Annotated in this window: 13 protein-coding genes; 6 read left to right on the forward strand and 7 right to left on the reverse strand. The window is 63.7% G+C overall.

What is annotated here, in order from left to right; all coding sequences use genetic code 11:
- Positions 1-20 precede the first annotated feature (20 nt).
- Positions 21-1,004, reverse strand: coding sequence for a TraB/GumN family protein (locus N5A93_RS07995; protein WP_268954563.1), 984 nt, complete (start codon positions 1,002-1,004; stop codon positions 21-23).
- A 204-nt stretch (positions 1,005-1,208) separates the two neighbouring features.
- Between N5A93_RS07995 and groES the strand changes: the two genes are divergently transcribed.
- On the forward strand, positions 1,209-1,496 hold the full coding sequence (gene groES / locus N5A93_RS08000; RefSeq protein ID WP_085817224.1) for a co-chaperone GroES: 288 nt from the start codon (positions 1,209-1,211) through the stop codon (positions 1,494-1,496).
- A 47-nt stretch (positions 1,497-1,543) separates the two neighbouring features.
- Entirely contained in the window at positions 1,544-3,193 is a 1,650-nt protein-coding gene (groL, locus tag N5A93_RS08005) for a chaperonin GroEL (RefSeq protein ID WP_268954564.1), read from the forward strand.
- A 71-nt stretch (positions 3,194-3,264) separates the two neighbouring features.
- Here the strand turns inward: groL and N5A93_RS08010 are convergent, their stop codons facing one another.
- Positions 3,265-3,771, reverse strand: coding sequence for a GreA/GreB family elongation factor (locus tag N5A93_RS08010; RefSeq protein WP_268954565.1), 507 nt, complete (start codon positions 3,769-3,771; stop codon positions 3,265-3,267).
- Between the two features lie 164 nt (positions 3,772-3,935).
- Between N5A93_RS08010 and N5A93_RS08015 the strand changes: the two genes are divergently transcribed.
- Together N5A93_RS08015 and N5A93_RS08020 are read left to right on the forward strand one after the other, a co-directional pair.
- Positions 3,936-4,673: an alpha/beta fold hydrolase gene (locus N5A93_RS08015; RefSeq protein WP_372921050.1), complete on the forward strand. Its 738-nt coding sequence runs from the start codon at positions 3,936-3,938 to the stop codon at positions 4,671-4,673.
- Positions 4,670-5,824, forward strand: a complete 1,155-nt coding sequence (locus tag N5A93_RS08020) for an alpha-D-ribose 1-methylphosphonate 5-triphosphate diphosphatase (RefSeq protein WP_268954567.1) — start codon at positions 4,670-4,672, stop codon at positions 5,822-5,824. Before N5A93_RS08015 ends, N5A93_RS08020 begins: the two co-directional genes overlap by 4 nt.
- A 156-nt stretch (positions 5,825-5,980) precedes the next feature.
- On the opposite strand, the gene sucD is transcribed toward N5A93_RS08020, so the two are convergent.
- The 4 genes from sucD to N5A93_RS08040 are packed head-to-tail and all read right to left on the reverse strand — an operon-like array spanning position 5,981 to position 10,257.
- Complete coding sequence (sucD, locus tag N5A93_RS08025) at positions 5,981-6,862, reverse strand: succinate--CoA ligase subunit alpha (protein ID WP_268954568.1); 882 nt, start codon at positions 6,860-6,862, stop codon at positions 5,981-5,983.
- The gene (locus tag N5A93_RS08030; protein WP_268954569.1) at positions 6,862-8,046 is read right to left on the reverse strand and encodes a malate--CoA ligase subunit beta; all 1,185 of its coding nucleotides are present in this window, start codon (positions 8,044-8,046) and stop codon (positions 6,862-6,864) included. The genes sucD and N5A93_RS08030 overlap by 1 nt, the downstream gene beginning before the upstream one ends.
- Before the next feature lie 34 nt (positions 8,047-8,080).
- Complete coding sequence (locus N5A93_RS08035; protein WP_268954570.1) at positions 8,081-9,025, reverse strand: HpcH/HpaI aldolase/citrate lyase family protein; 945 nt, start codon at positions 9,023-9,025, stop codon at positions 8,081-8,083.
- Between the two features lie 26 nt (positions 9,026-9,051).
- Entirely contained in the window at positions 9,052-10,257 is a 1,206-nt protein-coding gene (locus N5A93_RS08040) for an aminotransferase class V-fold PLP-dependent enzyme (protein WP_268954571.1), read from the reverse strand.
- 287 nt (positions 10,258-10,544) lie between these two features.
- On the opposite strand from N5A93_RS08040, the gene N5A93_RS08045 reads away from it, so the two are divergent.
- The gene (locus tag N5A93_RS08045; protein WP_268954572.1) at positions 10,545-11,183 is read left to right on the forward strand and encodes a response regulator transcription factor; all 639 of its coding nucleotides are present in this window, start codon (positions 10,545-10,547) and stop codon (positions 11,181-11,183) included.
- A gap of 28 nt (positions 11,184-11,211) precedes the next feature.
- Here the strand turns inward: N5A93_RS08045 and N5A93_RS08050 are convergent, their stop codons facing one another.
- The gene (locus N5A93_RS08050; RefSeq protein ID WP_268954573.1) at positions 11,212-11,880 is read right to left on the reverse strand and encodes a sulfotransferase family 2 domain-containing protein; all 669 of its coding nucleotides are present in this window, start codon (positions 11,878-11,880) and stop codon (positions 11,212-11,214) included.
- A 406-nt stretch (positions 11,881-12,286) separates the two neighbouring features.
- Here N5A93_RS08050 and N5A93_RS08055 point away from each other — a divergent pair, with 406 nt between their 5' ends.
- Entirely contained in the window at positions 12,287-15,151 is a 2,865-nt protein-coding gene (locus N5A93_RS08055) for a monovalent cation/H+ antiporter subunit A (protein ID WP_268954574.1), read from the forward strand.
- Position 15,152: the final 1 nt, after the last annotated feature.

Consider the following 15,152-nt stretch of genomic DNA (forward strand, 5'->3'; position numbering starts at 1 on the left):
GCGCCGACGGGGTGCGTGGCTCAGGGTGCGAAGGGCAGCCGGGTGACGCTGTATCCCGCCTGTTCGAGCAGGCGCAGAACACCTGTCTCTCCCGGCAGATGCGCCGCGCCTACCGCCACGAACAGCCGCTCGCCGGGCGCGCGGGTCAACAGGTCGATCCAGTCGGCATTGCGCCGGGTCAGCAGGAGCGCCTCGAAGCGGGCGAAATCCTGCGCCGCGCGGTCGCCTCCCGATTCAAGCGACACCTTCCGCGAATAGGCCCAGATCAGCGCGATGCGCTGCTCCAGGTAACGCTGGCGCAGGGTGTAGGCCATGTCGTCGGGATTGCCCGTCCAGGCAAAGAACAGCCGGATCATGTCAAGCTGCTCGTCCATCGGGAAACTGTCGAGCATCCCGAGAATCGCGCGGAAATCCTCGAGCGAGCGGGTGGGCGTGCCGAGGTCTGCGGCCGTATCGCCGATCAGCTTGTCTATGCCCGCGCCGGTCATCGCGCCGTTGCGCGCCTCGCAGGGGCCGATGCCCAGCATCATCGCCGCCCAGACCGGCTTGAACCTGGCGGCGAAGAAGGGCGGGATCGCACGCGCCCGCATTTCTTCGGCGAAAAGCGCCCAGTCGGAATCGCCCAGCAGGTCGGGCAGGGTGGGGCCGTCGGTGATGAACATGAGCGAGGGATCGTCGGCCAGCGCCGTCTGCATCGCCGCCTGATCGTCGTTGGACACTTCGAGATAGACCGATTGGGATGTTTCGATGACCGGCAGAAGGTGGTCGAGATGCGCGCGCGTGTCGTCATGCGCGAAATGATAGGTGCCAAAGAGCGTGATCACCTGATCGCCGCGCGTTGCGCGCCACAAGAGCCCCTCGGGGTGGGGCATGGCGGCGGCCTCGGCCTCGAGCGCTGCGCGCTGTGCTTCGGGCAGCGCGTCAATGAGATCGGTGCCGTCGCAGCTTGCATGCGCCGCCAGCGGTTGCAGACTCAGCAGAACAATGATCAGACCGCGCAGCATATGGCTCTTTGCCCCTTGGTTTGGGGCAGGCTAGTGAGCCGCCCGGGGCGGTGCAATCAAATGTGCTGCAAAAAATTGCAAAGGACTTGTTGACAGCCCCGCCAGACCTGCCTAGCTATGCGCCGTTAGCACTCGACTAAAGTGAGTGCTAACGGTTCCACGAGGAACCACCAGGAAGAAACTTTGAGCCAAGGAGCCAAAGACATGGCATTCACACCGCTGCACGACCGCGTGCTCGTTCGCCGCGTTGAAAGCGACGAAAAAACCGCAGGCGGGTTGATCATCCCCGAAAGCGCCAAGGAAAAACCCCAACAGGGGGAAGTCGTCTCTGTCGGCGAAGGCAGCCGCAAGGATAACGGCGAACTGATCGCAATGTCCGTCAAGGCGGGTGACAAGGTGCTGTTCGGCAAATGGTCGGGCACCGAGATCACACTTGATGGTGAAGAGCTGCTGATCATGAAGGAAAGCGACATCCTCGGCATCATGGCCTGATCGCTTTTCGATTCAACAGCAACAACCGATAGTCAGGAGAGACAGATATGTCTGCAAAAGACGTCAAATTCGATACCGAGGCCCGGAACAAGATTCTCAAGGGCGTCAATGTTCTGGCCAATGCGGTCAAGGTGACGCTTGGCCCCAAGGGCCGCAACGTGGTTCTCGACAAGTCCTTCGGCGCGCCGCGCATCACCAAGGACGGCGTTTCGGTCGCCAAGGAAATCGAACTGGAAGACAAGTTCGAGAACATGGGCGCCCAGATGGTCAAGGAAGTGGCCAGCCGCACCAATGACGAGGCCGGCGACGGCACCACCACCGCGACCGTTCTCGCTCAGGCGATCGTCAAGGAAGGCATGAAGGCGGTTGCCGCCGGCATGAACCCGATGGACCTGCGCCGCGGGATCGACCTCGCCACCAGCAAGGTCGTCGACGCCATCAAGGCCGCATCGCGCGAAGTCAAGGACAGCAGCGAAGTCGCCCAGGTCGGCACGATTTCGGCCAACGGCGAGTCCGAGATCGGCCAGCAGATCGCGGACGCGATGCAGAAGGTCGGCAATGACGGTGTCATCACCGTCGAGGAAAACCGCGGCCTGGAAACCGAGACCGACGTGGTCGAGGGCATGCAGTTCGACCGTGGCTACCTGAGCCCCTACTTCGTCACCAACTCGGACAAGATGATCGCCGAGATGGAAGACTGCCTTATCCTGCTGCACGAGAAGAAACTCTCGTCGCTTCAGCCGATGGTTCCGCTGCTCGAGCAGGTGATCCAATCACAGAAACCCCTGCTGATCATTGCCGAGGATGTCGAAGGCGAAGCCCTTGCAACCCTCGTGGTGAACAAGCTGCGCGGCGGCCTCAAGATCGCTGCCGTCAAGGCGCCCGGCTTCGGCGACCGCCGCAAGTCGATGCTGCAGGACATCGCCATCCTGACCGGCGGTCAGGTCATCAGCGAAGACCTCGGCATGAAGCTCGAGTCCGTGACCATGGACATGCTGGGTTCGGCCAAGAAAGTGTCGATCACCAAGGATGAGACCACCATCGTCGACGGCGCCGGTGAAAAGGCCGAGATCGAAGCACGGGTCAATCAGATCCGCACCCAGATCGAGGAAACCACCAGCGATTACGACCGCGAGAAGCTTCAGGAACGTGTCGCCAAACTGGCCGGTGGCGTTGCCGTCATCCGCGTCGGCGGCATGACCGAAACCGAGGTGAAAGAGCGCAAGGATCGCGTCGACGACGCCCTGAACGCCACCCGTGCGGCCGTTCAGGAAGGTATCGTCGTGGGCGGCGGTGTCGCTCTCATTCAGGCGGCCAAGTCGCTTGACGGTGTGACCGGCGTCAATGTCGACCAGAACCGCGGTATCGAGATCGTGCGCCTGGCGCTCGAGGCTCCGCTGCGCCAGATCGCCGAAAACGCCGGTGTGGACGGTTCGGTCGTTGCGGGCAAGATCCGCGAAAGCGACGATCTGAAGTTCGGCTTCAATGCCCAGACCGAAGAATATGGTGACATGTTCGCCTATGGCGTGATTGACCCGGCCAAAGTGGTGCGCACCGCGCTCGAGGATGCCTCCTCGATCGCCGGCCTGCTGATCACCACCGAAGCCATGGTCGCCGACAAGCCGCAGAAAGAAGGCGCCGGTGGCGGCGCTGGCGGTGGCATGCCCGACATGGGCGGCATGGGCGGCATGATGTAATCAGCCGCGCATCGCGCAGAAAATCGGGGCCGTCCTTTGGGGCGGCCCCTTTTTCATGCCCGCGCCCGCGTTCAGCGCGCGAAGCGGATCTCCAGAACCTCCAGCTCGACGGTTCCCGTGGGCTTGGGCCACTCCACCAAATCGCCAACGCCCGCCTCGAGAAGCGCACGCGCCAGCGGCGAATGTGCCGAGATCAGCCCATCCGCGGGTGCGGCCTCATCCTCGCCCACAATGGTGTAAACCGCCTCACGGCCGTCCTCGTCGGCCACATGCACCGTTGCGCCGAACTGCACATGGCCGGGCGGCGTCATGTCCTCGTGCGGGGCGATCACGATGGCGGATGCGAGCCGCGCCTCGACATAGCGCAGATCGCGCTCCGCCACGGCCAGCGGCCATGTCCCGGCCATGTGGTCGCCCTGGCCGCGCAGCCGCGCGATTTCGGCCTCCAGCGCCGCCTTGCGCGTTTGCAACTGCGCCAACCCCTTTGGAGTAACGTGATTGGGGTGCTTGCTGATCGGCAGGTCCGGCAGGCGCTGTGGCGTGCTGCTGTCTTCCTCTTTGGTAAAGGCCTTGTTCATGATCGCGGGTCCATTGTTTTCGCCCGAATGTAGCGCATCGCGCAAGAAAACGCGACGTCGCGCCGCCATCTGCCTGCAGTGTTTAAGATTGGGGCTGTTGCCGCGCGCCGATTGCCCCTATCTCAAGCGCCATGAATGCGAGAACCTCCGCCCTTGCGCTGATCATGGCGCTGATCGTGGCTTTGCCCGCCAGGGCCGTGCGCGCCGATTGCGTGGTGCTGCTGCATGGCCTGGCGCGCAGCGATGCCTCCTTCATCGTGATGGAGGAGGCGCTTCAGGCACAGGGTTATACGACCTACCGGCCGGATTATCCCTCGACCGACCTCGATATCGCGGCCCTTGCCGAAGATACGCTGCCCTATGCGGTCCGGGTCTGTGGCGATGCAAGGATCCATTTCGTGACCCATTCCATGGGCGGCATCCTTCTGCGCCACTGGCTGCGCGACAACCGCCCGCAGGACATGGGCCGCGTGGTTATGCTCGGCCCGCCCAATCACGGCTCGGAACTTGTCGATCAGCTTGGCGGGCTAGAACTTTTCGCCTGGTTCAACGGCCCGGCGGGGATGCAACTCGAGACTGGCGCGGCCAGCTTCGCCGAAGCCCTGCCCCCGGTCGATTTCGAGCTTGGCGTGATCGCCGGAACCCGCTCGCTCAACCCCTATTTCTCGTCACTGATCGAGGGGCCGGACGATGGCAAGGTCTCGGTCGCCTCGACCCGGATCGAGGGCATGGCCGATCACATTACCCTGCCGGTGACCCATACATTCATGATGAACAACCCGCTGGTGATCGCCGAGGTGCTGGAATTCCTGCGCAACGGACGCTTCGATCACCAGATGAGTCTGGGCGACCTGTTGTCAAACGGCAGCGACAGCGAGGGCAATAGCGAGGACCGCCAGTGACCCCGCTGCCCGAACTGCGCCTTGTCGGCGCCGACGTGCTGACGCCCGAAGGTTTGGGCGAACAGCCCTTGACGCTGGTCAATGGCCGCATCGCGGATGACAGCCCGTCCTGCCGCGAAATCGACCTTGATGGTTTCCTCGTCCTGCCCGGAATCGTCGATATTCATGGCGACGGGTTCGAGCGCCACCTTGCTCCCCGGCGCGGCGCGATGAAGGATCTCGATCAGGGCCTGATCGCCGCCGAGGCCGAACTTGCCGCCAACGGCATCACCACCGCCGTACTGGCGCAGTTCTACAGCTGGGAAGGCGGCATGCGCGGCGCTGATTTCGCCGCCCGCGTGCTTGGCGCGCTCGATCAGGTGCGGGGCCGGCTGGTCAGCGAATTGCTGAGCCAGTTGCGCTTCGAGATTTGCATGCTCGAGGATTACACCGCGATGCAGCAACTGGTCGCGGCCCATGCGATCCGTTACGTGGTCTTCAACGACCATCTGCCGCATGAGGCGCTGGAGAAGGGCAAACGCCCGCTGCGCCTGACAGGACAGGCGCTCAGGATCGGGCGCAACCCGGAACGCCACCTCGAATACATGCAGGCGCTGCATCAACGGTTGCATGACGTGCCCGCCGCGCTTGACCGCCTCTGCGCCGATCTTGCCGGACAGGGCATGCTGCTTGGCAGCCATGACGACCGCAGCGCCGCCGCGCGCGGGGTCTGGCGAGGGCGGGGCGTGCGAATCTGCGAATTCCCCGAAACGCTCGAGGCCGCCGAGGCCGCGCAGCAAGCGGGCGATCCGGTGATCCTCGGCGCGCCCAACGTGGTGCGCGGCGGGTCTCATAACGGCAATGTCAGCGCCACTGACCTTGTGACGATGGGCTATTGCGACGCTCTGGCTTCGGATTACCATTACCCTTCGCTGCGCCGCGCCGCGCTGCATCTGGCCGATAGTGGTCTCCTTGATCTTCCGGCGGCATGGGCGCTCGTCTCGTGCGTCCCGGCGCGGATCCTGGGTCTCGGGGATCGCGGCAGCCTCGCTCAGGGCCAGCGCGCCGATCTCATAGTACTCGAGCCCCGCACGCGCCAGGTTTGCGCGACGATGGCGGGTGGCCGTTTCAGTTACCTGAGCGGTGAAGTAGCTGCGCGGTTCATTCGGTAGCACCTTCGCCCGTCACCAGCGCATGGCAGGACAGACGGGAGCCTCCGGCGGAAGTATTTCAAGCAAGATGAAGCCGGACTCCTGTCTTCATCTGGCGGAAAATACCTCGGGGGTTTGGGGGCAGCGCCCCCAATCCCAGCACGCGGGGCGGGCGCCTCAGTTCATCATCTGGGTGACGCTTTCGCCGAATGATGATGGTGTGGGTATGATCGTCACGCCGGATTCCTTGAGTATCTCGACCTTTTCCTGCGCCGATTCACCGAAGGCCGAGACGATGGCGCCCGCATGGCCCATGCGCCGCCCCTTGGGCGCCGAGAGCCCAGCCACATAGGCGGCGACGGGTTTGGTCATCGTGCTCTGGATAAATGCGGCCGCCTCGGCCTCTTGCGGGCCGCCGATTTCGCCGACCATGACGACGGCGTCGGTGTCGGGGTCCGCCTCGAACAGCTCGAGGATGTCGCGAAAGCTGGATCCGTTGATCGGATCGCCGCCGATACCGATGGAGGAGGACACGCCGATCCCCATCGCCTTCAACTGGCTGGCGGCCTCGTAGCCCAGCGTGCCAGAGCGCCCCACGATGCCGACGCGGCCGGGCATGTAGATATGGGGCGGCATGAGCCCCGCAAAGGCCTGGCCGGGGGTGATGATGCCCGCGCAGTTGGGGCCGATCAGGCGCATCCGGCGATCGGACTTGTAGCGGCGCATGTAGCGTTTCACGCGGATCATGTCGGCGGCGGGGATGCCGTCGGCGATGCAGACGCAGGTCCTGATGCCCGCATCGGCCGCTTCCATGATGGAATCGGCGGCGAAGGGGGGCGGCACGAAGCTGACCACCAGTTCGGCGCCGGTTTCGGCGACGGCGCCCTTCACGGTGTTGAACACCGGCAACCCGAGATGCGTGGTCCCGCCCTTGCCCGGCGTCACGCCGCCCACGACATTGGTGCCGTGATCCATCATGTCCTGCGCATGAAAGCTGCCGATGCGGCCGGTCAGGCCGGTGACGAGCACCTTGGTCCCGCTGTCGATGAGAATGGCCATCACGATGCCTCCTTGTATCTGGCGTTCTTCCAGGCGCCGACGACCTTGTCGGCGGCCTCGGCGAGGGTGTCGGCGGTGATCACCGCAAGGCCGCTTTCGGCCAGGAGCTTGCGCCCCTCCTCGACATTGGTGCCCGAGAGGCGCACGACGATGGGAAGGTCGAGATCCAGCTCCTTGACCGCGCGCACGACACCTTCGGCGATCCAGTCGCAGCGGTTGATACCTGCGAAAATGTTCACGAGGATCGCCTCGACCTTGGGGTCGTTGAGCACCGCCTGAAAGGACATCAGCACCCGTTCGGGGCTCGCGCCGCCGCCCACATCAAGGAAATTGGCCGGGTCGCCGCCCGCCATCTTGATCATGTCGAGCGTCGCCATCGCCAGCCCGGCGCCGTTGACGATGCAGCCGATTTCACCTTCGAGCCCGATATAGCTGAGGCCGCGGTCCTCGGCGAAGGTTTCGCGCGGGTCTTCCTGGCTCTTGTCGCGCAGTTCCGAGATTTCCGGGCGGCGATAGAGGGCGTTGTCGTCAAAGCTGATCTTGGCATCGAGCGCGACGATCTCGCCTGCGCGGGTGACGACCATCGGATTGACCTCGACCATGTTGGCATCCATGTCGCTCATCAGCGCGTAACAGCCCATGATGGTCTTGGCCGCCTGGGCGATGAGTGGCGGCTCGAGCCCCAGGGAAAAGGCGATTTCGCGCGCCTGGAAGGCCTGCATCCCGACTGCCGGGTCGACCACCGAGCGGATGATCGACTCGGGTTCGTTGGCGGAAATCTCCTCGATCTCCATGCCGCCCTGGGCCGAGGCCACGACCACCACGCGTTCGAGTTTGCGGTCCATCACGAAGCCGAGATAGATCTCCTGGGCGATGGCGGTGGCCTCTTCGACATAGAGGCGGCTCACCAGCTTGCCCTGGGGGCCGGTCTGGTGGGTGACGAGCTTGCGCCCGAGCATCCAGGCGGCTGCGTCGCAGACCTCTTCCTCGGTGGCGCAGATACGCACGCCGCCCGCCTTGCCGCGTGCGCCGGAATGGATCTGCGCCTTGACCACCCACTTGTTGCCCGAAAGCTCGCTGGCGCGGTAGACGGCCTGTTCGGGGCTGTAGGCGATGCCGCCGCGCGGCACCTGCACGCCGAAGCGCTTGAGCAGGTCCTTGGCCTGGTATTCGTGAATATCCATTTTCTTTCCTTTCTGCTGACCTGGTGAGCGATCGCTAGCCGTGCTGCGCGGCGATGGCGTCGTCCACGGCGATCACGTTGTTGGCCATGCGCTCGGAGGCGGCGTCGATCATCTTGCCGTCGAGGCTCGCGGCGCCGCGGCCCTCGGCGGCGGCTTTTCGCAACTCCTCGATGATGGCGCGGGCGCGGGTGACTTCGGCCTCGGGGGGCGAGAACACGTCATTGGCCAGCGCGATCTGGCTGGGATGGATGGCCCATTTGCCCTCGATCCCCAGCGCGGCGGCGCGTTTGGCCGAGAGGATGTAGCCGTCGGGATCCGAGAAGTCACCGAACGGCCCGTCAATGGCGCGCAGACCGTAGGCGCGGCAGGCGACGATCATGCGTGAAAGGGCGAAATGCCACTGATCGCCCGGATAATCGGGGTTGAGTCCGCCGATCACCACGGTGTGCGCGCGGTTGGAGGCGGCGTAATCGGCGACGCCGAAATGCAATGCCTCTAGCCGCCCGGCCGTTGCGGCGATGGCCTCGACATTGGCCATGCCGAGTGCGGTTTCGATCAGCGCCTCGAGGCCGATGCGGTGGGGCAGGGCGCAGGCGTTCTCGATCTGGGACACCAGTGTTTCGACCATGTAGAGATCGCCTGGCACGCCCACCTTGGGAACGAGGATCGTGTCGACATGCTGGCCTGCCTGTTCCAGCACCTCGACCACGTCGCGATACATGTAATGGGTGTCGAGCCCGTTGATGCGGATCGAGATGGTCTTGCCGCGGGCCTTCCAGTCGATATCGTTGAGCGCCTGAATGATATTTGCGCGGGCCTTGATCTTGTCGGGGGGCGCGACGGCGTCTTCGAGGTCGAAGAAGATGTAGTCGGCGGGGCTGTCGGCGGCCTTCTCGATCATCGAGGGGTTCGAGCCGGGCACGGCCAGTTCCGAGCGTTGCAGGCGCTGTTTCTTCAGGGGGTGCAGGGTATAGCTCATGTGTGGGTCCTTCCGTGGCGCGCCGTTCAGGCGGCTTGCGAGGCGGGTTGTTCGATCCCGTCGGGGGTGGTGAGGCGGTAGCATTCCTGTGCGGCGGCGACGCCGGCGCCGGGTTCGATCATGGCACCCGCGTCGCGCAGGGCCATTTCCGCCGCCGAGATCGCGCCGCAGAGCATCACCGGGTTGAGCGAGCCGAGATGGCCGATGCGAAAGGCGCGCCCGGCCAGGATGTTGAGGCCCGAGCCCAGCGAGGTCTGGTATTTGTAATAGGCGGTCGAGATCACGTCGCGGGCATCGACGCCCTGGGGCGTATAGATTGCGGAAACGGTATCGGAATACCATCCGGGGTCTTGCGCCACGAGGTGGCAGCCCTGCCATGCGGCGACCGCCTTGCGCACGCCTTGCGCCAGCCGGTTGTGACGCGCCCAGACGTTTTCCATCCCCGCGCCGAGCAGGAGATCAAGCGACGAGCGCAGCCCGCGCAGAAGCTGCGTGGCGGGCGTATAGGGGAAATAGCCGGTATCGTTGAGCGCGATCATGTCGGTGAAGCTGAAATAGCAGCGCGCCATCGTGGCCTGATCCTGGGCGGCGAGCGCCTTGTCGGAAACACCGAGGAAGCCAAGCCCGGCGGGCAGCATGAAGCCTTTTTGCGACCCCGCGACCGCGAGGTCGACGCCCCATTCCTCCATCTCGAATTCGATCGATCCGATCGAGCTGACGCCATCCACGAACAGCAGGGCAGGGTGCTGCGCGTCATCGAGCGCCCTGCGGATCCCGGCGATATCCGAGGTCACGCCGGTCGCGGTTTCGTTATGGGTGCAGAAGACGGCCTTGATGTTGTGGTCGCGGTCCTCTTGCAGGCGCGCCGCATATTCGTCGAGCGGCACGCCTTTGCCCCAGTCGGTGTCGCAAAGCTCCACATCGAGGCCGAGGCGGCGCGCCATGTCGGCCCAGAGCAGCGAGAACTGCCCGAAACGCGACATCAGGACCCGGTCGCCCGGATTGAGCGTGTTCGAGATCGCCGCCTCCCAGGCGCCGGTGCCCGATGAGGGGAAAACGAAGACACGGCCATTGCGAAGCCGGTAGACCTGTTTCAGATCCTCGAGAACGCCCGAAACGAATTCGCCTAAATCGGGGGCGCGCATATCCTCCATCGGGATGTTCATGGCCTGGCGCACGGGTTCGGGCACATTGGTCGGGCCGGGAACGAAAAGATGTTGATAACCGTTCATGATCTTCCTCCGAAATCAGGGTCATGCCCTTTATCGGCCAGTGGTCGGCGCTTGCGAAACGCCCGAAGGAATGGTCATCAAGGCCAGCGGCGCGCAGCTGCCAACGAACGGGTAGGGCTGCCCCACCCGTTCGAGTGAAATGGTGGGACGGAATACGCCAGTATGCGCCGGTATGCCGATTTTTCCTTTAAAATCATCGGTTTCGAGTGATCATATGTCGCAATTCAGAGCATGGTGCGAAGCGATTCCTGGTGTAAGCTTATGCGATGGAGGAGAGACAACCCATCTTGGGTACGCCCGCGCATGGCGCGGCGTCCGATGTCCCGCGGGTGATCGTGGCCGACCGGCAGGCGATCGTCTGCCAGGGGATCGCTTCGCTTGTCGCGCAGATTCCCGAAGTGGCACTGGGGGCTTTCGCCACCGACAAGGCGAGCCTCAAGAAGTTGTTATCGGGCGCGCGCGGTCAGTCGATCCTTATTCTCGGGGTGCGGCTGGCGGATGGCGACCTGACGCAGGTTCTGGAGATGGTGCGCAAGGATCACCCGGATGTCATGGTGGTGGTCATTGCCGAGGATACCGAGTTCGCGTTTATCCGCATGGCGGTGAAGGAGGGCGCGAATTCGGTCTGCATGATGAGCCAGATCCTGACCAGCCTGCCAAGAATCCTGGGCAAGCTTGTCGAGGGGCATGCGATCATGCCCACCGAGATCCTGCGGCGGCTTACCTCGGAAAATGCCGATGCGCTGTCGCGGCGCGAGCATGAAATTCTGGCGCTGTTGGTAGACGGGCTGACGAATTTCCAGATCTCGGCCCGGTTGGGCCTGAGCGAGAACACCGTCAAATATTACCTCAAGGCGATCTATCAGAAGCTGGATGTGAATTCGCGCGGTGCGGCGATCGCCAAGTATGTCGCCGGGAATTACTGAACGGCGGCGCGAGGCGGCTGGCATGCGCCTAATAGAATCGCGCATAGTCCATGGCGTAGAGTTCCTTGATCCATTCGCGCGTCTCGATGTCGAGCATGTCGGCGGTGACATGGTCGGTTTCGGGCGCGTCGCTGATGATGGAGTCGATCAGGCCCTTGGGTCGGTTCGGGCGCGCGGGAATGAACTTGTTGTGGTGACCGAAATCAACCTTGACCGTGCCGCCCGAAACCTTTTTCAGCCATTCAGCAAGTGATGCGAGACCGTTCTCGAGGTGAAACACGGTGCAGTCTTCCGGCACAAGGCGGTCGGCGGGCAGGAAATGGTTGTCGAACTGGTTTTCGAAATGGTTTCCCGAGCGGTCCAGCCGGTCAAGGAATTTGCGCAGGCCCTGACGGTGGGGAATGTGATCGAGATTGCGGTTGAAGTTGAACGCGCTGAGAAAGCGGTCGACCGGATCGCGCATGCAGGCGAAGCTGTGGTCGAAGAAATCCGGGGCGAACAGCCGTGCCAGCACATCGCGCGGCACATGCTGGGGCGAGGACCTGTTCCAGTCGGGCACGTTGGGGCCGCGCCAATCGGCATCGAGGAACGACAGAGTCAGCCCGGCATCCTGCAGGCCGTGTTCGATGGTCGAGCCCCCGCTTTTGGGGACATGCGCAAAGAGATAGATATCTCCGTCGTGGCGGAAAAACGGCATGGTAGGGCTCGTGTTTGAGTTGGAACGTTTGGGCGAGAGCGCTTGAACAAATGTGAACAGAACCGTTTGAATTGATGCGTTTGTAGTCGGCAGGGCGCATGCTGCGCAAATCGTTTCGCGCCGAAGAAAGCCCTTGCGCGGTGTCATGAGCGGAACCTTGCCCCGCGCCGCCGTTCCTGCGAAGAAAAGGGCCGTCCGGGGCCGGGGTGAGCAATTTGACGCGGGTCGAAGATTCGGTTCTGGTTGACTTGCCGCGAAGGCGACAAATTTTTAAGAAGGGAAGGCAGCGGCAGCGCGCGTAACGATGCGCACCGGTGCGTGACCGACAGGGGCGGGGGAATTGCATGTGGCTCATGTGGCGATTCCGCTTGAAGAACGCGCGAAGAGTGTTTGAAACGGAGCGGATATGAGCGACGGCGGAAGTCTTTTACCTATCATTGCGCTGCTACCATTCCTTGGAGCGCTGGTTCCGGGGCTGATGATCCGCGCGGGGCGAACGGCCTGTGCCACGTTCACGGCCGTTCCGACGCTGGCCGCGCTGGTCATGCTGGGCACGCTGGCGCCTGCGGTACTGCGCGGCGAGGTGTTGCAGGCCGAAATTGATTGGTTGCCGCAATTGGGCCTGACCGCCAGTTTCTTTCTCGACGGGCTGGGGTTGCTGTTTGCGGGCATGATCCTGGGCGTGGGGCTCTTGATCACGCTTTATGCGCGCTTCTACCTGTCGGGCGAAGACCCGATGGGGCAGTTCTATACCTATCTGCTGCTGTTTCAGGGTGCGATGCTGGGCATCGTGATTTCCGACAATATCCTGCTGTTGCTGATCTTCTGGGAGCTGACCAGCCTGTCATCGTTCCTGCTGATCGGCTATTGGAAGCACCTGCCCGAGGGGCGCCAGGGTGCGCGCATGGCGCTGGCGGTGACCGGGGCGGGGGGGCTTGCGATGATCGCGGGGATGCTGATCCTGGGCGATATCGCGGGCAGCTACAACCTGACCGACATCCTGACGCAGGGCGAAGCGATCCGCGCCTCTGAATGGTATCTGCCCGCGCTGATCCTGATCCTGCTGGGCGCGTTCACCAAGTCGGCGCAATTCCCGTTCCATTTCTGGCTGCCCCATGCGATGGCCGCGCCGACGCCGGTTTCGGCATATCTGCATTCGGCCACGATGGTGAAGGCGGGCGTCTTCCTGATGGCGCGGATGTGGCCGGTGCTCTCGGGCACGGATGCCTGGTTCTATATCGTGTCGATCACGGGTCTTGTGACCATGGTTCTGGGCGCGTTGATCGCGCTGTTCAAGGATGACCTCAAGGCTTTGCTGGCGTTTTCGACCGTCAGTCACCTGGGCCTGCTGACCATGTTGCTGGGCTTTGGTACCAAGGCGGCGGCGGTGGCGGCGGTGTTTCACGTCATCAACCACCTGACCTTCAAGGCGGCCCTGTTCATGACCGCGGGAATCGTTGATCACGAGACCCATACCCGCGACATCAAGCGGCTTGGGGGCCTGGCCAAGTTCATGCCGGTGACGGCGCTGATCGGCACGTTGGCGGCGTTGTCGATGGCAGGGATCCCGTTTTTCAACGGCTTTCTGTCCAAGGAGCTGATGCTGGAAGAGGCCGCGCATACCGGCTGGTTCGGTAATCCCTGGATCGTGCCGGTGCTGGCCACGGTGGGCGCGCTGTTGTCGGTGGCCTACTCGCTGCGGTTCATTTTTCATGTCTTCGCCGGGCCGGCACGCGACGATTACCCGGCCCATCCGCACGACCCGCCTTTCGGCATGTGGGCCGCGCCCGCCTTCCTGACGGTGCTGGTGATGGTGATCGGTATCATGCCGCATCTGGCCGAGCCGCTGGTGGCGGCGGCCGCGAGCGCCGTGACTGGCGCAGAGTTGAACCCCTATCTCAAGATCTGGCACGGGGTCACGCCGGCGCTGGTCATGTCGATCATCGCGGTTCTGGGCGGTGCTGTCCTGCTGGCATTGCACCGGCCGCTGGACCGGCTTTGGATCGCCGCGCCGCGGCCCGAGGCAAAAACCATTTTCGACGGGCTGGTCGCGGGTATCGCGGCGTGGTCGCGCGCGCTGGCCGAGGGGCTGCATAATGGCGCGATCAGCCGTTACCTTGCGATCTTCATCGCCGCCACGGTCCTGCTGGGATATGCGGCCTTTTCGGGTGGCGAGATGCGCCCGCCCACCCGCGAGATACTGCCGGTTCCACCGGTGGTGGCGGTTGGCTGGCTGCTTTTGGTCGGGGCAACGCTCCTCGTGGTTCTGAATCATCGCAACCGGTTCCGCGCGCTGGTGTTGATCGGAGTGATCGGCCTGATGATCTCGGTCGGGTTCGTTTACCTCTCGGCGCCCGATCTGGCGCTGACGCAGATTTCGGTCGAGACGGTGACGATCATGCTGTTGCTGCTGGCCCTTTACTTCATGCCCAAGGAAAGCCCCAAGGAAAGCGGTGCGGGTCTGCGTTTGCGCGACGGGACGATCGCGCTGGTCGCGGGGGCGGCTGCGGCGGCGCTGGCCATGGCGTTCCTGGTACGCGATTTCAGCCCGATCTCGGACTTCCATCTGGCCAATGCTTACAAGGGCGGCGGGGGCACCAATGTGGTCAACGTGATCCTCGTGGATTTCCGGGGCTATGACACTTACGGAGAGATCATCGTGCTCGGGATCGCCGGACTGACGATCTATGCGCTGATGGAGGCGCTGCTGGACGGGCCTGCGGGGCGCCGCCTGCGGGCGCGCCCGGTGCCGCCCGACCGGTCGCGTGACCGCCACCCGCTTATGATGGTGGTGGCGACCCGCGCGATGATGCCGATCGCGGTGATGGTCGGGGTCTACATGTTCCTGCGCGGCCATAACGAGCCCGGAGGCGGGTTCGTGGCCGGGCTGGTCATCTCGATCGCGCTGTTGATGCAATACATGGCATCGGGTTTCGCCTGGACGCAGAGCCGCCAGCGGATCGAATACCACGTGATGATCGGCTGGGGCGTGCTGATCGCGGGCCTGACCGGCGCGGGCGCATGGCTGGCGGGCAAGCCCTTCCTGACCAGCGCCTTTGGCTATATCCACTGGCCGCCGATCGAGGAGTTCGAATGGGCGACGGCGATGGCATTCGACCTTGGCGTGTTCCTGACGGTGTTGGGGGCGGTGATGCTGATGCTTTACAGCCTGTCGCGCATCGCCCGCTATGCCGGTGAAACGGTCAATGTGGAGCCGATGGATTATGATCCGTCGCTGACGATCGAGCGCAAAAAGCCGGAGGCTGAGTGAC

The organism is Roseovarius salincola, from assembly GCF_026891095.1.
In the GTDB taxonomy this organism is placed as follows: Bacteria; Pseudomonadota; Alphaproteobacteria; order Rhodobacterales; family Rhodobacteraceae; genus Roseovarius; species Roseovarius salincola.